Annotated in this window: 17 protein-coding genes, 2 tRNA genes and 1 pseudogene; 7 read left to right on the plus strand and 13 right to left on the minus strand. The window is 44.9% G+C overall.

Features of this window, described 5'->3' with window-relative positions:
- Window positions 1–16 precede the first annotated feature (16 nt).
- The 3 genes from BSAG_RS01475 to BSAG_RS01465 form a co-directional block, all read right to left on the minus strand.
- Entirely contained in the window at window positions 17–2050 is a 2034-nt protein-coding gene (locus BSAG_RS01475) for a tetratricopeptide repeat protein (protein WP_004310198.1), read from the minus strand.
- A 26-nt stretch (window positions 2051–2076) separates the two neighbouring features.
- Window positions 2077–2622, minus strand: coding sequence for a DUF3575 domain-containing protein (locus BSAG_RS01470; RefSeq protein ID WP_004305849.1), 546 nt, complete (start codon window positions 2620–2622; stop codon window positions 2077–2079).
- 240 nt (window positions 2623–2862) lie between these two features.
- Complete coding sequence (locus BSAG_RS01465; protein WP_004310196.1) at window positions 2863–5616, minus strand: heparinase II/III family protein; 2754 nt, start codon at window positions 5614–5616, stop codon at window positions 2863–2865.
- A 162-nt stretch (window positions 5617–5778) separates the two neighbouring features.
- Between BSAG_RS01465 and nuoF the strand changes: the two genes are divergently transcribed.
- Genes nuoF through nuoE form a run of 3 tightly spaced genes read left to right on the plus strand, consistent with a single transcriptional unit; the run spans window position 5779 to window position 9962 of the window.
- Window positions 5779–7686, plus strand: a complete 1908-nt coding sequence (nuoF, locus tag BSAG_RS01460) for an NADH-quinone oxidoreductase subunit NuoF (RefSeq protein ID WP_004310195.1) — start codon at window positions 5779–5781, stop codon at window positions 7684–7686.
- 13 nt (window positions 7687–7699) lie between these two features.
- Entirely contained in the window at window positions 7700–9466 is a 1767-nt protein-coding gene (locus BSAG_RS01455; protein WP_004316058.1) for an NADH-dependent [FeFe] hydrogenase, group A6, read from the plus strand.
- 19 nt (window positions 9467–9485) lie between these two features.
- Window positions 9486–9962 carry an NADH-quinone oxidoreductase subunit NuoE gene (gene nuoE, locus BSAG_RS01450; RefSeq protein ID WP_004316059.1) on the plus strand — a complete coding sequence of 159 codons (477 nt, stop codon included), beginning with the start codon at window positions 9486–9488 and terminating at the stop codon, window positions 9960–9962.
- 87 nt (window positions 9963–10049) lie between these two features.
- On the opposite strand, the gene BSAG_RS01445 is transcribed toward nuoE, so the two are convergent.
- Both BSAG_RS01445 and BSAG_RS01440 read right to left on the minus strand, forming a co-directional pair.
- Window positions 10050–10137, minus strand: a tRNA-Ser gene (locus BSAG_RS01445).
- Between the two features lie 66 nt (window positions 10138–10203).
- Window positions 10204–10288, minus strand: a tRNA-Ser gene (locus tag BSAG_RS01440).
- A gap of 241 nt (window positions 10289–10529) precedes the next feature.
- Here BSAG_RS01440 and pflB point away from each other — a divergent pair.
- A complete protein-coding gene (gene pflB, locus BSAG_RS01435; protein ID WP_004308785.1) occupies window positions 10530–12758 on the plus strand; it encodes a formate C-acetyltransferase in 2229 nt (742 codons plus the stop codon).
- 15 nt (window positions 12759–12773) lie between these two features.
- The gene (pflA, locus tag BSAG_RS01430) at window positions 12774–13502 is read left to right on the plus strand and encodes a pyruvate formate-lyase-activating protein (protein WP_004308786.1); all 729 of its coding nucleotides are present in this window, start codon (window positions 12774–12776) and stop codon (window positions 13500–13502) included.
- 27 nt (window positions 13503–13529) lie between these two features.
- Here pflA and BSAG_RS01425 read toward each other — a convergent pair whose 3' ends face one another.
- From BSAG_RS01425 to BSAG_RS01415, 3 genes are read right to left on the minus strand one after another with little or no spacing between them, the layout of a single operon-like run.
- Complete coding sequence (locus tag BSAG_RS01425) at window positions 13530–13973, minus strand: N-acetylmuramoyl-L-alanine amidase (protein ID WP_004308787.1); 444 nt, start codon at window positions 13971–13973, stop codon at window positions 13530–13532.
- Window positions 13960–14151, minus strand: coding sequence for a hypothetical protein (locus BSAG_RS01420; protein ID WP_004302306.1), 192 nt, complete (start codon window positions 14149–14151; stop codon window positions 13960–13962). The genes BSAG_RS01425 and BSAG_RS01420 overlap by 14 nt, the downstream gene beginning before the upstream one ends.
- Entirely contained in the window at window positions 14148–14651 is a 504-nt protein-coding gene (locus BSAG_RS01415; protein ID WP_004305836.1) for an HU family DNA-binding protein, read from the minus strand. Before BSAG_RS01415 ends, BSAG_RS01420 begins: the two co-directional genes overlap by 4 nt.
- 193 nt (window positions 14652–14844) lie before the next feature.
- Here BSAG_RS01415 and BSAG_RS01410 point away from each other — a divergent pair, with 193 nt between their 5' ends.
- Complete coding sequence (locus BSAG_RS01410; protein WP_004305834.1) at window positions 14845–15075, plus strand: DUF4248 domain-containing protein; 231 nt, start codon at window positions 14845–14847, stop codon at window positions 15073–15075.
- An 87-nt stretch (window positions 15076–15162) separates the two neighbouring features.
- Window positions 15163–17280 carry a BT4734/BF3469 family protein gene (locus BSAG_RS01405; RefSeq protein ID WP_004316671.1) on the plus strand — a complete coding sequence of 706 codons (2118 nt, stop codon included), beginning with the start codon at window positions 15163–15165 and terminating at the stop codon, window positions 17278–17280.
- A gap of 242 nt (window positions 17281–17522) precedes the next feature.
- On the opposite strand, the gene BSAG_RS01400 is transcribed toward BSAG_RS01405, so the two are convergent.
- From BSAG_RS01400 to BSAG_RS01385, 5 genes and pseudogenes are all read right to left on the minus strand, one after another.
- Window positions 17523–17888 (minus strand): type II toxin-antitoxin system HigA family antitoxin, encoded by a 366-nt coding sequence (locus tag BSAG_RS01400; protein WP_004305829.1) that lies wholly within the window; start codon window positions 17886–17888, stop codon window positions 17523–17525.
- 4 nt (window positions 17889–17892) lie between these two features.
- Entirely contained in the window at window positions 17893–18186 is a 294-nt protein-coding gene (locus BSAG_RS01395) for a type II toxin-antitoxin system HigB family toxin (RefSeq protein ID WP_004316673.1), read from the minus strand.
- 97 nt (window positions 18187–18283) lie between these two features.
- Window positions 18284–18586: a helix-turn-helix domain-containing protein gene (locus BSAG_RS01390; RefSeq protein ID WP_004302297.1), complete on the minus strand. Its 303-nt coding sequence runs from the start codon at window positions 18584–18586 to the stop codon at window positions 18284–18286.
- A pseudogene (locus BSAG_RS25085) lies at window positions 18552–18689 on the minus strand (type II toxin-antitoxin system RelE/ParE family toxin); the annotation flags it as partial. The pseudogene BSAG_RS25085 and the gene BSAG_RS01390, both read right to left, overlap by 35 nt.
- 22 nt (window positions 18690–18711) lie before the next feature.
- On the minus strand, window positions 18712–18935 hold a 224-nt coding region (locus BSAG_RS01385; protein WP_008997767.1), incomplete at its 5' end, for an ISL3 family transposase.

Genomic DNA, 18935 nt, shown 5'->3' on the forward strand with positions numbered 1-18935 from the left:
CTTGTTGTATATATCATTATTTAATTTTCTGCTCTTCCGGCAGCAAGTCAATAATATCACCGTCCACCTTCGCTACTTCCAATAAGGAAGGATCAAGTTCAAGGGCCTTCTCAATGCTCATAATCGCATCACCTATTTTCTCCAGGCGGTTGGCGGCAATCGCTTTTATATAATATTCGCGGGCGGTCTCTACATCCATGGTAGAAATCTTATCCCATGCTTCCTGATTCTTCTTCATTGCCAGCAGCATCACCACCTCATTGAAAGGGCTGGTAGCCGCCACCTTTTCGAAAGCATCATTATAATAACCGGCCAATGCCTGAACAATGGCCTGCAAATCTTCAGAAACCGCTTCTTCGGGAACCAAGGTCAAGACTGAATCTGCTTTTGTATATTTCCCTTCATGCAGCAAGGCAATAGCCTGATTGGACAATAACTCCGCCGGTGCCGATTTACTGACAAACGGTTCGAGAATACGTGAATCCGGAGTATCTTTCTGTATCGTTGCCACTGCCAGTTCATTGGCTGCATACGTAAAGTTATCATAAAGTTCAAGAGCTTCCCTGCAATACTTTTCCCTTTCGTCGGGAGTTTTTGCTGTCGTAATCATACGGTAATATTCGAAACGGGTCAGTTGCTTCGGATTCTTTCTGTAAAGTTCTCTAATCTCGTCGTCCGTCAAAGAACGGAAGATTGAATAACCATAGGTATATTGCACCTTTCTCAATTTAGGCAGATAAGTAGCCGCAAGTTCCTTGTAGAAAGGTTTCGATTTCAAGACCCCATTCAACCGGTAAGGAGTAGCTGCATATTGTTTGATTAAGTCCTCTACTTCTTTAGCCAGTTCCGGCTTGGAGTTTTTTTTCAGCAATTCAGCTACCTCCTTCCAGGAGGCAACCGATGCATCCGATTTCACCTCCAACAGTTTACGTGTTTCCGGGTCCAGTTGTGCCAGTATACGTTCCAGGGCCTTATCCGTACGCAATTTTGCCAGACGAAGATTCGTCGCGTAAGAACCGTCCGGCGAAGCCACCCCCGTAATATGAAAACTCTTCAAAGAGGCATCCGGGTTCGTCTCAATAGCACGTAATTCCTGATTCAATCGGTTCAGTTCCACCTGATTTTGTGGATTCTTATCATCCAGGTCGGCTTTACCTACCAGGAAGGTTAAGTTTACCTCACCTTTCGTATCCCGCAACTGCATCACGGGTTTCGGAAGATATTTCTCGTCCGTCAGGCTGAAAGCGGAGAATTTATACTCCAAGAAACGAAGCGGGTTGACCGTTCCGCGTGCAATGGAGAAAGAGTCACGATAAATGATATTCCGGTAATTTTCCATCGCCAGATGCACATCTGCACGGTAGTCATGTTGCAGATATTCTATATAGATAGAATCATGGTAAGCAATAATATCCCCCTTGCGTGAAGAAGTAGTTTTCACACGGATGTAATCGTGCAAAGGATCTTTATCCATATCATAATCGTACATTCGATTTTGCGTTGTATTATAAGTATCCCCGTCGAATACAACAGGACGCATCAACAGACGCTTTTTCAGTGTCACATCATAAATGGAAGGCTGCAATACCAAGCGACGATGTGAGTTAAACATCTCCTTAGGCACCGGGACACGGGTTTTCAGATGAAAATAATTACCTTTGATTTCGATGTCCGTAGGTTCCGGAATCACTTTGTCCTTCACTTTGGAAGTAATCGTAACTTCGTCCAGTTCGATGACGGCATCTTTCAATACTACATTCAGAATCTGCTTTCCTGCCACCTTCACTGTTTTGTCTTCATAACCGACACATGTAAACTTCAACGAGCCGTTTTTCTCAACCAAGACACTGTAACGACCATCCTCGTCGGACATTTCTATACGTTCGTCATTGACCGGATTCAACACATTTACATTCGGAACACTTTTTCCCTGCGGGTTTGTGATATGCCCCTGCACGCGGATCCGTTGGGCGGATACATTCATACCGACGAACATCATCGCCACGAGAAGTATACCTGTTAATCTATCACGTTTCAAATTGATTTTCATTCTCTTTTCTGACTAGCTAATGTTCGTTATCGAATAATATAAACAAAGGATACCCCCAGTTTGACAGGTGCAATGGTGGTCTTACTATCGTTGACCGCACCCGGTTTCGGAGTACCCTTATCATACTTAAACTGACGGTAGCGCAACACACCCACTCCGGCAGTTGCTTCGATGTTCCAATGATCGCCCAGCACCCATGCGTATCCATAGGTCAAACCAGCGGCGTATGCATCGCCTTTGTGATGCACATCTTTTACCATCATATCAAAATTATTCACGAAAGCGGTGATTCCAAGAAAATGACTCACCATCGGACGATTTAGCCAGTAACGAACTTCAGGCTGAAAATGCGTGAAAGTCGTTTTAAAGTTGTCTGTACTGATTGGGTTCGCAGCAATCCCCATGTTCAAGGAGACATGACTACCCAATACAAATTCTGCTTCTACATTCGGACTGGCGGTCAGCCAACCCAATGCATTTGTCTTTACAGCCACCCGTTGTGCGTGCACATGTACACCACAACATAATAACAGAAATGATAACGCAGCTATTACCCTGCGACCATTTCTCATCACATATACCATCATTTATTTCCCACTAAATATTTCCCACTAAATATTTACCCACAAAAAAGGGCTTACTGTCCATTTTATATACTACTTGGACAGAAAGCCACAAAATTAGAAAAAATATAGTATTAAAAACGTTTAAACACGCTTTTTTTGTTTTTTATTGCAACAATTTCCATCTTAGGCCATAATATACCATACTACGGATAAGATATACAATTTTTCTTTATTACCAATGAAACATCAGATACGCAACAACATAGGCTCCGACGCAGCATCGGATTTTATCTTCTTATCGCCGATAACAACCGTACAGGGAGCAGAAGAAATAATATACCATTTCCCTTCTTTCTTTTCGAGCAATACATTAGCGGCATTGTCGGTCTGAATCATTACCCCGGGTGCAACCAATTGGGTTCCATTCCCTAAAAACAACGTCCGGTTTCCTGCATATTCATTGCTGATAACAGCATAATCCGCTTTCACTTTCATTCCTTGATAAGTAGCGGTTTGTGCAGCATCAGATAGAGAGAAGATATGATCTATACGTCCGTTTTTGCTTTTCACACAGATACCGGCAAAGTCTTCCAAACCTGCTCCTTCTGCATCAAAATAAGAAACAGACTGAATAGCAGACGGTTCCTTTTTCGTACTCGGTTCATATATCGAGACAAAAGGACGATTCCAAGCTTCTCCATGCTGACGGGCAACAAATGTCAGCGTCGGCTGCTCCTTTATATTATAGGGCATATTCGGTGTACGGCTTAGCCCTTCGGTCATTGGCGCCAAAGCCGTAAAGACTTCACGATCCGGTTCGCCTTTCATCCAAAGATTCATGTATATATCATCGCCGTCCTTATCTTTCATATCTATGGTGAAAGTTGCCTTGACATCCTTATTGGTCGCAGCCACTTTCTTATCATATAAATAGGAATAAGCGTAAAGATGTGCGCCTGCAAAGGCGAGTTCTTCCGTAGGCTGGAGATTCAGGTCGCTGCCATCTGCTGCCGTCAATGTCAAAGTCTGCCCAAGGTTGTGATAGAAGTAATCGTGCATCTTATCGCCTCCTTTCTCTTTCCGGCTGCGGAATACATCGACATAATACCCCGTCTCCGCCCCAGTAGTGACAATACTCATCATACGGGTCTGATCCGCCCTGCTTTCCGGTTCACGAAAATAAAGGTTACTGTAAGTAACGGACGTAAATGCTTTGCCCGGTTCCGCTGATGCCGGGAAACAGGAAAGCAAATCAAAAGAATGGTTACTTTTCATCACCGGATAGCTCGATATTCCATCCACACAAACTGTATTATGACTGGGGAATTGAGAATAATATTCCGCATAATCCAGTCCGCTATACAGGAAAAGCCCGATACCTGCATCCGGACCCAATACGTATCCTTTTCCATAAAGTTCCATCGAAATGCCGTTAGCATGCATGTGGTTCCCTTCACTGCCATTCAACGAAATCATCAAACTGTTGCGCGGATGCATACCGTTACGCTGTACCAGCCATGACACATTGGGAGCATAAAACAAAGGAGAAACATAATCTTCTATCTTTCCCGGCTGCACTTTGGGATTTAGCGTCAGCGGTTTATCTTCAAAGAAAGAATTGACAGATACACGCACATTCTTCTTTTCTGTTTTATCATTTCCCAAATCCGGGTTCAGGCATTTCAATAAAGCCGTGAAATAGTTTTCCTGTTCTTTCTTCCCGTTCGCCTGTGCATTCTGTATCATACGGATAAAGAAATTCGTACTCAAATATCCCGGATGCGTATCTCCAAAGCCACAAATCATACGGTTGGGAAACAGATATTGGGGAGTGGTTGCTACCGCTTTCGACAATACAGGCATTGCTTTCACCAAATCATATTGCAGATTCGTATCAAACTGATTCACGAAATTGGCATAATCATTGATTACCACACTGCTATATCCCGGACATTCTGCCCAAATTCCCGTATTTATATCGAAACCATAATCTGCCAATCGCGTCAGACTCCACTGGCGGATGCTGGAACGGTTCATCACATAGTCGATATAATATTCACGTCCTTTTCCGTCGGCATATTCTTTATTGTCTTCCAATACCAATCCGACATTCATAATAAACCGTGCCTGTAGCAAATTCCAGTTGTTATGAGGTACACCGTTCGCTATGATATTATCCGCCCATTTCTTAAAAGCTCCGGCGTAGATTTCCATTTTATCCGGGTAATTGGCCTTTAGATAATTATATAGAAAATCGTATAAAGGGACAGCGATATGGAGTGCGTCTTCATGGATGACTTCGAAAGAAGTCAATCCTACCAATGTTTGCTGATGGCCGTGATTCAGGTCGATGGGCACGTTTCTATAATAAATACCCGTCATATATGTATCAAAGACCCCTGCGGCAAGTTTAGCGAATTTCTCTTCATCCGTCATCCAATAAAGGAAAGCGGCATCACGGGCAATTCCCAGGATTTCGCAGTTCAGGCTTTCAATATTCCGGCCTGTTTTGGATGGGTGTACACTCTCCATAGGACGGTCGGGAAGTGCATTATTGCAGAAAGTGACATTCCCATCCTCATCATCATAAGGAACGACATCCGCCAATTTGGGACGGCCGTGGGTGGCAGCTGTGCCACGGGTTCCCGTGTAGCGCACAGTGGGATAAGGAGCTCTTTCACCACCTGCATGGTCGAACGTTTCACCTTTCACATATACTTCCGTGGCATGAGACTTCCAGTACATTGCCAAACGAGACAGCAACCACGCCGGTTGAGCATCCGTCAGGTTCGTATATACTTCCGTCCGTTCCTTCAATTTATTGAAAACATCTTTCGCCCATTCTTCTTTTTTAATCAGCTTCCATGTTTCCTGCTTTCCCGCCGGAGTAGTCAGTACCCGCGGATGTGTCTGCGGCATCTTTTCCGGCAAAGGAATCTCTTGTCCGGATGCGCTGTTCAGAAAGGATAGAAAACATAGTCCAAGTAAAATTCGTCTCATACTTCAGTTATATTTTTTAGGTTTGATACCTATTAAATACGAAGATAGAGATTTATTTACCTAAATCCTCCGTCAAAGAACAATTTTATTTGTACGAGACTACGCTGTTATTTCAAACAAAGAATTATATTTGCAAAAAACCGACTAACAATTCTGATACTTATGAAAATTTTATCTATCCATGATTTGGCAACAATCAGGAAGAGAGCAGAGCACAATCTTTCATTGCGCGAAGAAAGTAATGAAAAGGTGACTGAAAAGTGTTACGGACTGGCATCCGGTGCGCAACATCTTCAGATTCTGATCTGCGGTGGTACAGGCTGTAAGGCATCTTCCAGCCAGGGTATTACAGACAATCTTCTAAAAGCCATCAAAAAGAACGAAATCACCGATAAAGTAGAAGTCATCACCGTAGGCTGTTTCGGCTTCTGTGAAAAAGGTCCTATCGTGAAAATTATCCCCGATAATACCTTTTACACCCAAGTCACTCCCGAAGATGCGGAAGAAATCATCAACGAGCATATCATCGGAGGACGAAGAATCGAACGGTTGCTGTATGTAGATCCCAAAACGGAACATACCGTCAGCGACTCCAAGCACATGGATTTCTACCGGAAACAACTCCGCATCGCATTGCGTAACTGTGGTTTTATCGATCCCGAAAATATTGAAGAGTATATCGCCCGTGAAGGATACTTTGCATTGGCCGATTGCCTGCTTAACAAACAGCCGACGGACGTTATTGATATTATCAAACGTTCGGGACTTCGCGGACGTGGTGGTGGCGGTTTCCCGACGGGACTGAAATGGGAATTTGCCAACAAGCAACAGTCAGATGTCAAATACGTGGTTTGTAACGCCGACGAAGGAGATCCCGGTGCATTCATGGACCGTTCCATTATGGAGGGCGACCCACATTCGATTGTAGAAGCGATGTGTGTCTGCGGTTATTCCATCGGGTCCACCAAAGGATTAGTATATATCCGTGCCGAATATCCGTTAGCTATCAACCGACTGAAAACAGCTATCAATCAGGCGCGCGAATACGGATTACTGGGAGATCATATCTTAGGAACAGATTTCAGTTTCGACATAGAAATACGATACGGAGCCGGAGCTTTTGTCTGCGGAGAAGAAACTGCCCTTATTCATTCGATGGAAGGAAAACGGGGAGAGCCGACTCTGAAACCTCCCTTCCCTGCCGAATCCGGTTATCTGGGAAAACCAACCAATGTAAATAATGTGGAAACGCTTGCCAATATTCCCATTATTCTAACCAAAGGAGCCGACTGGTTTGCAACGATTGGCACAGAACGTTCCAAAGGAACCAAAGTGTTTGCTCTTGCCGGAAAGATTAATAATGTCGGACTGATCGAAGTGCCGATGGGAACTACTCTTCGGGAAGTAATCTACGAAATCGGAGGAGGCATCAAAGGCGGAAAGAAGTTCAAAGCTGTACAAACAGGAGGACCGTCAGGCGGCTGTCTGACAGAAAAACATCTGGACACTCCCATTGACTTTGACAACCTTCTCTCGGCCGGTTCCATGATGGGTTCAGGAGGGATGATTGTCATGGATGAGGACGACTGCATGGTATCCGTAGCCCGCTTTTATCTGGATTTTACAGTGGAAGAGTCCTGCGGGAAATGCACACCTTGCCGCATTGGAAACAAACGTCTGTTGGAACTACTGAACAAGATTACAGAAGGAAAAGGCACAGAAAAAGACCTGGACACACTTGCCACTTTGGGACAAGTCATCAAAGATACGGCCCTCTGCGGACTGGGACAAACCTCTCCGAATCCCGTTTTATCCACATTGGATAACTTCTACGATGAATATATGGAACACGTACGGGATAAGACTTGTCGTTCCAAGCAATGTAAATCACTATTAACATATACCATCAGTCCGGAACGTTGCATTGGTTGTCATCTATGCGCCAAAAACTGTCCGGCGGATGCTATCAGCGGGCTGGTGCGCAAGCCACATGTCATTGCTCCTGATAAATGTATCAAGTGCGGCATGTGCATGGCACGCTGCAAATTCAACGCTATTCTTGTCTGCTAAAATCTTATTTACTATGGAAGAAAAACAAATTACTCTCCAGATAGACGGTCATTTCATCACTGTGCCCGAGGGAAGCACTATTCTTGAAGCCGCTATCAAAATCGGTATCAATATACCTACGCTGTGTCATATCGACCTGAAAGGAACCTGTATAAAAAATAATCCGGCTTCCTGCCGTATTTGTGTGGTTGAAGTGATGGGACGGCGCAACCTGGCTCCTGCCTGCGCTACCCGTTGCACGGAGGGCATGGTAGTAAAAACCAGTACCCTGCGCGTAATGAACGCTCGCAAAGTGGTGGCTGAACTGATCCTTTCGGATCACCCCAATGACTGCCTCACTTGCCCTAAATGCGGCAACTGCGAGCTCCAAACGTTAGCACTGCGTTTCAACATTCGCGAAATGCCTTTCAATGGCGGTGAGCTGTCCCCCCGCAAACGGGAAATTACCGCTTCTATCGTCCGTAATATGGATAAATGCATTTTCTGTCGCCGTTGTGAAAGTGTTTGCAATGATGTACAGACGGTCGGAGCATTGGGTGCCATCCGTCGCGGATTCAATACAACCATCGCTCCTGCCTTTGACCGAATGATGACGGAAAGTGAATGTACTTACTGCGGTCAGTGCGTGGCTGTCTGTCCCGTAGGCGCATTAACAGAACGTGACTACACCAACCGTCTGCTCGACGATCTGGCTAATCCGGACAAAGTAGTGATTGTGCAGACCGCACCTGCCGTACGGGCGGCCCTAGGTGAAGAATTCGGATTTCCTCCCGGCACTCTGGTAACCGGAAAAATGGTGTATGCACTTCGCGAACTGGGATTCGACTATGTATTCGATACTGATTTTGCAGCCGACCTTACCATTATGGAAGAGGGTTCTGAAATTCTGAACCGCCTGACACGTTATCTCAACGGAGATAAATCCGTACGATTACCTATCCTGACTTCCTGCTGTCCGGCATGGGTCAACTTCTTCGAACATCATTTCCCGGACATGCTGAACATTCCGTCCACCGCCCGCTCCCCACAACAGATGTTCGGTTCCATTGCCAAATCCTATTGGGCGGAGAAAATGGGCATACCCAGAGAAAAACTGGTTGTCGTATCTATCATGCCTTGTCTGGCTAAAAAGTACGAATGTGCACGTGATGAATTCAAAGTGAACGGTATCCCCGATGTGGATTATTCTATCTCTACCCGTGAACTGGCACGACTAATTAAACGTGCCAATATCGGGTTCCCTCTCGTACTGGACAGCCCATTCGACAACCCGATGGGTGAATCGACAGGTGCCGGTGTCATTTTCGGAACAACAGGTGGTGTAATGGAAGCCGCCCTCCGTTCTGTCTATGAAATCTATACCGGAGAACCTTTGAAAAATGTAAATTTCGAACAGGTACGCGGACTAAATGGCGTCCGTCGTGCTACCATTAACCTAAACGGATTTGAATTAAAAGTAGGCATTGCACACGGACTAGGCAACGCTCGTCATCTACTGGAAGATATACGGAACGGGCACAACGAATATCATGTAATCGAAATTATGGCTTGCCCCGGAGGCTGTATCGGTGGCGGCGGGCAGCCTTTGCATCACGGCAACTCGGAAATACTCTATGCACGCGCCAACGCACTTTACCGTGAAGACGCCAACAAACCTTTGCGCAAATCGCACGAGAATCCGTATATCAAGACATTATACGAGGATTATCTCGGCAAACCGCTAGGTGAGAAATCGGAAACTCTCCTGCATACGCATTATTTCAACAAAGCGATTGATTAACTTTTAAATGAAGAGTATTATGTCAGATATCAAACTAGCCTGTGACATGACAGAGCAAATCAAAACGATCTGCGACAAGCATGGAAACAAACCGGGCGAACTTATCAATATTTTGCATGAGGCACAGCATTTGCAAGGGTATCTACCCGAGGAAACGCAACGGATTATCGCTTCCAAACTTGGAATTCCCGTATCGAAAGTGTATGGTGTCGTCACTTTCTATACTTTCTTTACCATGACTCCCAAAGGAAAACATCCCATCTCTGTTTGCATGGGTACAGCTTGTTATGTACGTGGTTCAGAAAAACTACTGGAAGAGTTCAAACGTGTATTAGGTATCGAAGTCGGTGACACTACCCCGGACGGAAAGTTCTCATTAGACTGTCTGCGTTGTGTAGGCGCCTGCGGACTGGCTCCGGTAGTGATGATCGGCGAGAAGGTATATGGTCGATTACAACCGGTAGATGTAAAGAAGATTATTGAAGAATTGGAATAACCGAATTCCCGAAAACAATATAAAACAAACGGCTGCCTTGATAAGTCAAAACAGCCGTTCATTAATATTAAAATGTAAAAAATGATGCGGAGAGAACGAGATTCGAACTCGTGATACCCTTTAGGGGTATACACGCTTTCCAGGCGTGCCTCTTCAACCACTCGAGCACCTCTCCTTACAATTACCAACTAGAGAAAAAACTCTCCATAAAAACAGAAAGCAGCAAAAAGCTGCTTTCTAGCGGAGAGACAGGGATTCGAACCCCGGGTACCTCGCAGTACAACGGTTTTCAAGACCGCCGCAATCGACCACTCTGCCACCTCTCCAAAACTTCTTTATCAGAAGTGCTTTTCGTTAAAAGCGGTGCAAAGGTACGAATATATTTTAAACTTACAAGAGTTTTCACAAAAAAAAATCACGAACATCATTTCCAAAGAATAGCAATATCTAGGTATTTTATGTTGAAAAGCATAAAATAGAGCATATTTATGCTGATTATATGAAAAAACGTTGTAACTTTGTGCGCTCTAAAGAAAAGGATAACTACAACCTCTAATTTTATCATTTATGGAATTAAATAAGATCTTTAAAGACGGTCTTTGGAGCACAGAAATCAACGTAAGAGATTTCGTTAGTCACAACATCACTCCGTATTATGGAGATGCTTCTTTCCTCGAAGGACCTACCGAACGCACAAAAGCTGTATGGAACCGCTGCCTCGAAGCACTGGCAGAAGAAAGAGCCAATAACGGCGTACGCTCACTGGATAATGTCACCGTCTCAACCATCACTTCTCATAAAGCCGGATATATCGACAAAGAAAATGAACTGATCGTCGGTCTGCAGACAGACGAACTTCTGAAACGTGCCATCAAGCCTTTCGGAGGTATCAACGTAGTGAGCAAAGCCTGCCACGAAAACGGCGTGGAAGTGGACGACCGTGTAAAAGATATATTCACTCACTACCGCAAGACGCACAACGACGGAGTATTTGACGTATATACCGAAGAAATCCGTTCGTTCCGTTCTCTGGGATTCCTCACCGGACTTCCTGACAACTATGCCCGTGGACGTATCATCGGCGACTACCGCCGTATGGCTCTCTATGGTATCGACCGACTGATTGAGGCAAAAAAAGAAGACTTGCGTAACCTTACCGGTCCGATGACCGAAGCCCGCATCCGCCTGCGCGAAGAAGTGGCAGAGCAAATCAAGGCATTGAAAGACATGAAAGTAATGGGCGAATACTACGGACTCGACTTGAGCCGTCCTGCCTACACCGCACAAGAAGCAGTACAATGGGTATACATGGCTTACCTTGCTGCCGTAAAAGAACAAGACGGTGCTGCTATGTCACTAGGTAACGTCTCTTCGTTCCTCGACATTTATATGGAATATGAATTGAGCAAAGGAACCATCACAGAATCTTTCGCACAGGAGCTGATCGACCAGTTTGTCATCAAACTGCGTATGGTGCGTCACCTGCGTATGCAATCTTACAACGACATCTTCGCCGGCGACCCGACATGGGTAACCGAATCCCTGGGTGGACGCCTCAACGACGGACGTACCAAGGTGACAAAGACTTCTTTCCGCTTTCTGCAAACACTCTACAACCTCGGCCCTTCACCGGAACCGAACCTGACTGTATTGTGGAGCCCGGAACTGCCGGAAGGATTCAAAGAATTCTGCGCAAAAGTATCTATCGACACTTCTTCCATCCAATATGAAAACGACGACCTGATGCGTGAAGTGCGCCAGTCTGACGATTACGGAATCGCATGCTGCGTATCTTATCAGGAAATCGGAAAACAAATCCAATTCTTCGGCGCACGTTGCAACCTGGCAAAAGCCCTGTTGCTTGCCATCAACGGCGGACGTTGCGAAAACACCGGTACGGTAATGGTGAAAAATATCCCCGTACTAACCAGCGACACACTGAACTTCGAAGAAGTAATGAGCAACTACAAGAAGGTATTGACAGAAATCGCCCGTGTTTACAACGAAGCGATGAACATCATCCATTATATGCATGATAAGTATTACTACGAAAAAGCCCAAATGGCTCTTGTAGATACCAACCCACGCATCAACCTTGCTTATGGTGTAGCCGGACTTTCTATCGCCCTCGATTCACTGTCGGCCATCAAATATGCCAAAGTGACCGCACGCCGCAACGACATCGGTCTGACAGAAGGTTTCGATATTCAAGGCGAATTCCCTTGCTTCGGTAATGACAACGACAAGGTAGACCACCTGGGTGTTGACCTGGTCTATTTCTTCAGCGAAGAATTGAAGAAACTTCCGGTTTACAAAAATGCCCGTCCTACTTTATCTTTGCTCACCATCACTTCCAACGTGATGTATGGCAAGAAGACAGGTGCTACTCCCGACGGACGCGCCAAAGGTGTCGCTTTTGCTCCGGGAGCCAACCCTATGCACGGACGTGACAAGAACGGTGCCATCGCCTCTTTGAGTTCCGTAGCGAAATTACGTTACCGCGACTCACAGGACGGTATCAGCAACACTTTCTCCATCGTCCCCAAATCACTGGGAGCTACTGAAGAGGATCGCGTAGAAAATCTGGTGACAATGATGGATGGCTATTTCACCAAAGGCGCTCACCACCTGAACGTGAACGTACTGAACCGTGAAATGCTTTACGATGCCATGGAACATCCGGAAAAATATCCGCAACTCACCATCCGTGTTTCCGGTTATGCCGTAAACTTCGTGAAGTTGAGCCGCGAACATCAATTGGAAGTTATCAGCCGTAGCTTCCACGAACGTATGTAATCAGATCTACTCAATATGACGATAAACGTACATTCATACGAAAGTATGGGAACATTCGACGGGCCGGGCTTACGGCTCGTCGTTTTTCTTCAAGGATGCAATTTCCGCTGCCTGTATTGTGCCAACCCCGACACGATAGCCGGAAAAGGAGGCACACCTACCCCACCGGAAGAAATCGTCCGCATGGCTATGAGCCAACGTCCTTTTTTCGGGAAACGCGGAGGAGTCACTTTCTCCGGAGGAGAACCTACGTTTCAGGCCAAAGCACTAGTCCCTTTAGTGCGTGAACTGAAAGAAAAGGGAATACATGTATGCATAGACAGCAACGGCGGTATCTGGAACGAAGAAGTAGAAGAACTTTTCAAACTGACGGATCTTGTATTGCTGGATATTAAAGAGTTCAATCCGGCACGCCATCAAGCACTGACCGGAAGAAGTAACGAGCAAACCATCCGCACGGCAGCATGGCTGGAAGAAAACGAGAAACCTTTCTGGCTGCGTTATGTATTAGTGCCCGGATACAGCGATTTCGAAGAGGATATCCGCCGCTTGGGAGAGGCTCTGGGAAAATATAAGATGGTGCAACGAGTGGAAATCCTGCCTTATCATACATTAGGCGTACATAAGTATGAAGCGATGGAGCAGGAATACAAGCTGAAAGACGTAAAAGAAAATACCCCCGAACAACTTGAAAAAGCCGCGGAGGTATTTAAAGAGTATTTCACTACTGTGGTGGTCAATTAACCACCACAGTAATAAATAGGATAAAAATCACCATGTCTCTGCTTTCACCTCGAAACAGGGACACTCTTTGATCCGCTCCCAAGGGTCAACAATTCCATTATAATTGGTGTCAGGACTCAAGTCCCGATGACCGACCACCTTTGCATCCGGATAACGCTGCAACAACTCGTTTACCAGACGATGCATCGCCTCTTTCTGGCGGGAAGTACGCGTATCTGCTGCCTTTCCGTTCTCATCCAGCCCGCCTTCATAGCACACTCCTAAACTAATCGCATTAAAACCGCGTGCATGAGCACCCACCGTATCTTCATCCCTCATCGGCTCTATCTGTCCCGACTTGCGGATATAATAATGATACCCCCAACAAGAAAAGCCCCGAAAGCGATGGGCAGTGTCCACATCCTTCGCCGTGAAGTCGCGATCAGCACGGGTAGCAGAGCAGTGAATCACAATCAGACTAATCTTTCTCATCGTCCTTTTCCCTTTCCGTTGTTTTCACATTACACACTTCCTTATGGGTAGCATTGAAGCGCACCTCTCTCACAATTCTGTTCCGCTTTCTTTTTCCGAAGAAAGGCACAAGGAACATGATTACATCCAAAATCTTAGTTACAATTTCTTTCATTTGATCTAATATTAAAGTTATCATGCTGCCGGATCCGGAGCTTCTCCGCTTCCACCACCGTCTGAACCGCCACCGGAACCTTTGTCATCGTCTTCTCCTTCATTGCCGCTACCGCCCGTTTGGGCCACCGCACGCGTCGTTACCTGTTGGTAGCTAAGAATCTTCGTGATGTCCGCCAACGTCTTTCCGGGACGGAAAATAATATGGGCAGCCGTAATCAGCGAACTTGAAAACTCCTTGACCGACACAGCTCCTTCACTGTTCAACCCGATCTGCAAACTGCCCAAATCACCCAGCCGGACTATTCTTCCCGCTTTCAACGCACGCTTCGCCTCATAAAGAATACCCGAAATGGCGGCACGCACATCTGTCTCCGTACAGGTAGACCGACTCGTGATTCCCTCGCACAACTCTTCAAAATCCAACTCTCCCGAAGCCTGTGCCTGCGCGTAATACTTTGCCGACTCATCCTTTTTGGCAGGATTCTTGCGCGGCACTACTGAATAAGTTACTGTCATTGCCATAATAAAATAATTTTAAGATTTCACACATTTCGAACGCGTTCCTTATTTGTTAACGACATAAAGATAACACATTTTTCACCCTCCGGATTCCCCAACGAAGTTTCCTGATATTCTATGAATAATAATGACGTTATTCTTTTAATAAACCATTAATTTTCAGTAACTTTATAGCATAAACCAAATATCATTCATCATGTATTATCCGGATCAGCCGTTTCATATCCGCACTTATAAAAAGTCGGAACTAGCTCATCTTTACAACCCCAATGTATGTCTCAAAGTAGCCTTACAAATACTACGTCGTTGGATTGTCTACAACCTTCCGCTCCTGCAAGAACTCGAACAAGAAGGCTATCGTGCCCGCAACCGCCTTCTCTCTCCCCGGCAAGTGGCAACGATCATACGCTATTTGGGAGAACCCTAGGAACTTAATCAAAAAAACGAAAAGTTCCATTCTATTATTTTACAAACAAATTTCTTTGCAACCGCAAATTAAAAAGAACAAACCAACATGGATCATTTTACCATCTTTCAAGACTTTTACCGCGTCATAGCCGAAATGACAGAAGAAGAAATCGTATCGGCCATCAGCAACGGCACATACCGGGAAACGGTGGAGGACGTGCGCCGAATCTTCGCGGAACAAGGCGAGAAAGCAGCCAACGAAAAGAAAATAGAACTACCGGAAATCACCTTTTCAGCCAACTACCGGGGAGGACGTTCAAACGCAACTCTCGTCAAGTATCTGGGATACATCGTGGTAGACATCGACCATCAGACACAGGAAGCATTGGCACGCATCCTCGCACTGGCAAAAAAGTGTGCCCACACCCGCATCGCTTTCATCAGCCCCAAAGGAATGGGACTGAAAATCGTGGTACGTGTATGCCGGACAGACGGGACATTGCCCGAAACAATTCAGGAAATTGAAGATTTCCATCATGCTGCTTATCACAAAATCGCTTCCTTTTATGCCCAGCTCTGCGGAGTTGAGGTCGACACTTCCGGGCAGGATGTTAGCCGCACTTGCCTGTTCTCTTACGATCCGGATATTTATTTCAATCCCGATGCCACAGCTGTCATCGTGGAACAGCCACCGATGTTCTTCAAGTCTCAAAAGAAGAAAAGGGCATCCGGCAAAAAGAAAAAGACGACAGCACCAGACAACAATCCCCTCACCGAACAAGTGGCCCTCAACTACCATTCCTCGCACGCTTCCTTAATGGTGACTCTGAACTATTATCACAATAAATCCGAAAAGTACGTCACCGGCAACCGGAACAACTACCTGCATTGCCTGGCTTGTATGTACAATCGCTACGGCGTCCCCCAGGAAGAGGCGGCAGCTTTTATCAAGAGCCAGTTCACCGATCTTCCCGCGGATGAAATGGACGCACTGATCGGGAGTGCTTACGGACACAATGAGGAATTCGACACCCGCAAGCTGAATAGTACGCAGAAGCGAATATTACAGATTGAGCAACATATCAAAGAAAATTACGATACACGCTACAACGAAGTGCTTCATATCATGGAATATCGCAGAAGGAAAACGGACACGGAGCAACCGGAACCTTTCCATATTCTCGACGAAATGATGGAAAACAGCATTTGGATGGAGATGAACGAACTGGGCTATTCGTGCACCGTCAAGACGATTCAGAATCTGATCTACTCCGACTTCAGCATCACCTACCATCCTATTCGCGAGTATTTAGACTCGCTGCCTGAATGGGACGGAACGGATTATATCGGTATCCTTGCCAACAGCGTGCATACTAGTCACCAGAAATTTTGGGTAGAATGTCTGGAACGTTATCTGGTGGGAATGTGCGCTGCCGCCACACAAGATGATGTGGTGAACCACACTGTTTTGTTGCTTTGCAGCGAAATACAGAACATCGGAAAGACTACGTTTATCAACAACCTGCTGCCGCCCGAATTGCGCGCCTATCTTTCTACCGGTCTTATCAACCCGAGCAACAAGGATGATCTAGCCAAAATAGCGCAGGCAATGCTTATCAATCTGGATGAGTTTGAAGGGATGAACGGACGGGAACTGAATATCTTCAAGGATTTAGTTACCCGCAAAGTAATCAGCATCCGCCTGCCATACGCGCGGCGTTCGCAGAACTTTCCTCACACGGCTTCTTTTGCCGGCACATGCAATTATCAGGAAGTGCTTCACGACACCACAGGTAACCGCCGTTTTCTCTGCTTTCATGTCAACTCGATGGAGTTTATCAAAATAAACTACGCGCAGTTGTATGCACAAATCAAGTATCTGCTCAACAAGCCGGGGTATCAGTATTGGTTCACCCAGTCGGAAAACTCACGGATTGAAGAAAACAACGAGGATTTCATTTTCCACTCACCGGAAGAAGAACTGGTGTTGACACATATCCGCAAACCGGAACGTTTCGAAAAGGTGCATTATCTGACGGTCACTGAAATTGCGGAATTGATTCGCGAACGGACGGGGTATCAATATTCTCACGGAACCAAAGCCCAACTAGGAAAAGTGATGTCCAAACACGGCTTCGAATTTCATAAGGGAAAAAACGGGAGAAGATACACTGTATTCATTATTGATACGGAACAGGTGAAATCAAACAGGCTATATGAATAAGATTTCATCTCCTTCGCACGCAAAAAGGTGAGGGTTGGTGAGGGTACTTTTGCAACTTTTCATTTTTATATTTCTTATTTCTATTCTTCTATTTTCTTCTAAAAAAAAATACGAATGTTAGAAATTTACCCTCACCTACCCTCACCTTTTCCTTTTTCTTCCTCAAAAAAACGGTGGGAAATTTGAAAAAGACAGTTATCTTTTTCAAATTTCCCACCATGTTTTTTTAATCTGAATCGAAGTTATACTCCTAGCACAATACTAGCATCAATATTCAGTTTTTTACTTATTTCACGAGCCACTTTCAATGTCGGCTCACATTTTCCGGAAATGTAGTCACTAAGACGCGAAGGACTAACTCCTATCAGTTGTGATAGTGATTTCTGATTGAGCCCCATTTCGTACATACGAAGCTTCAGAACATCCACAAGCGAAGGTTCTCCCAAAGAAAAGTGTTCCTCTGAATAATCGGCAACAAGATTAGAAAGAAGTTCCAACTCGATGCTGTTAGGGTCATTCAAAGGAGTATCATCCTTCACTAACGGAAGAAGATCCTCCACTCTCTTTACAGCCCATTCATACTGGGTTTGGTTTTCTATCTTTGTCATATTTTCAAATATTAGCACAATCTATTTTATCATATTCTTTATGAGTACCAATAAAGCGAATATATACAAACTTTACAGTGAACTTCACCACTACTACCAAGCGATAATTATTCCCTTTAACATTGAAAACATAATGCTGGTTACCTACACTATCGGCACTATTAAAGGTCTTCTTTATATCAGCGAAACAAGCCCATTCACTTTTCTTTACTATAGTAACCCATTCTTGCAAAGCAACTTTTGAATCGGGATGCTCCTCTGCATATTCTTTTAACGCTTGTTCTGTAAATATTCTCATTAGTTACTCACTTATCATGCAACAAAAATAAGAATATAATTCCAATTTTCAAAATTATATTCCGATATTTGTAATTATGGATAAAAAGATTCGCTTCTTATAAAGACATCGAAAATTCGATCCTACAACCTAACGCATTCATGATGCGATAGAAAGTAGAAACCTTAGGTTCTGTCTGACCACTTTCCACTCTTGAAATATAAGAACGGTCGGAACCGATACGCCGGGCTAACTCTGCTTGAGTAATCTTAGCCTTTTTCCTTGCGTCTTCGATAATTTGCCCGGTGTAGAAAGCATACGCTTTTTCTTCTGCTTCCGCACGTTCGGGAGTACCTTCTGCTCCAAATTTCGCATCAAGAACAGCGTCATAATCTACTATTTGATGATTGTTTATCTGCATAATATTCCTCCTTTATTTTTAATGCTTTATCTATTTCACTACCCGGTGTTTTTTGCGCCTTCTTTTGAAAGCCATTAAACAACACTACAATATTTGGTTCTTCGTCAAATTTGGTGGTACTTCTTCTATTGTGAATAAAGAATCTTGGCTCTCAGTAGTTTGCTTCCTGCCCTATTGTACATCTGCCTTTTTACCGCTTTAATTTTATTCACTGTCCCCTCCAGTAATCCGTTACTGAAGGGGATATCAATAGCTGCCTGTACTGCCTCCCAGTCTTTTTCAATACCATATGCAAAGTTCGTCAGTGCCATATTCCGTGTTGCCTTCGCTTTTTCAATCCACTTCTTAA

The sequence above is a fragment of the Bacteroides sp. D1 genome, from assembly GCF_000157095.2.
GTDB lineage: Bacteria > Bacteroidota > Bacteroidia > Bacteroidales > Bacteroidaceae > Bacteroides > Bacteroides xylanisolvens.

What these genes read in the sequence shown, in the direction of transcription:
- BSAG_RS01475 (WP_004310198.1), bottom strand. Translation starts at nt 2,050, where the DNA reads ATGAAAATCAATTTGAAACGTGATAGATTAACAGGTATACTTCTCGTG.
- BSAG_RS01470 (WP_004305849.1), bottom strand. Translation starts at nt 2,622, where the DNA reads ATGAGAAATGGTCGCAGGGTAATAGCTGCGTTATCATTTCTGTTATTA.
- BSAG_RS01465 (WP_004310196.1), bottom strand. Translation starts at nt 5,616, where the DNA reads ATGAGACGAATTTTACTTGGACTATGTTTTCTATCCTTTCTGAACAGC.
- nuoF (WP_004310195.1), top strand. Translation starts at nt 5,779, where the DNA reads ATGAAAATTTTATCTATCCATGATTTGGCAACAATCAGGAAGAGAGCA.
- BSAG_RS01455 (WP_004316058.1), top strand. Translation starts at nt 7,700, where the DNA reads ATGGAAGAAAAACAAATTACTCTCCAGATAGACGGTCATTTCATCACT.
- nuoE (WP_004316059.1), top strand. Translation starts at nt 9,486, where the DNA reads ATGTCAGATATCAAACTAGCCTGTGACATGACAGAGCAAATCAAAACG.
- pflB (WP_004308785.1), top strand. Translation starts at nt 10,530, where the DNA reads ATGGAATTAAATAAGATCTTTAAAGACGGTCTTTGGAGCACAGAAATC.
- pflA (WP_004308786.1), top strand. Translation starts at nt 12,774, where the DNA reads ATGACGATAAACGTACATTCATACGAAAGTATGGGAACATTCGACGGG.
- BSAG_RS01425 (WP_004308787.1), bottom strand. Translation starts at nt 13,973, where the DNA reads ATGAGAAAGATTAGTCTGATTGTGATTCACTGCTCTGCTACCCGTGCT.
- BSAG_RS01420 (WP_004302306.1), bottom strand. Translation starts at nt 14,151, where the DNA reads ATGATAACTTTAATATTAGATCAAATGAAAGAAATTGTAACTAAGATT.
- BSAG_RS01415 (WP_004305836.1), bottom strand. Translation starts at nt 14,651, where the DNA reads ATGGCAATGACAGTAACTTATTCAGTAGTGCCGCGCAAGAATCCTGCC.
- BSAG_RS01410 (WP_004305834.1), top strand. Translation starts at nt 14,845, where the DNA reads ATGTATTATCCGGATCAGCCGTTTCATATCCGCACTTATAAAAAGTCG.
- BSAG_RS01405 (WP_004316671.1), top strand. Translation starts at nt 15,163, where the DNA reads ATGGATCATTTTACCATCTTTCAAGACTTTTACCGCGTCATAGCCGAA.
- BSAG_RS01400 (WP_004305829.1), bottom strand. Translation starts at nt 17,888, where the DNA reads ATGACAAAGATAGAAAACCAAACCCAGTATGAATGGGCTGTAAAGAGA.
- BSAG_RS01395 (WP_004316673.1), bottom strand. Translation starts at nt 18,186, where the DNA reads ATGAGAATATTTACAGAACAAGCGTTAAAAGAATATGCAGAGGAGCAT.
- BSAG_RS01390 (WP_004302297.1), bottom strand. Translation starts at nt 18,586, where the DNA reads ATGCAGATAAACAATCATCAAATAGTAGATTATGACGCTGTTCTTGAT.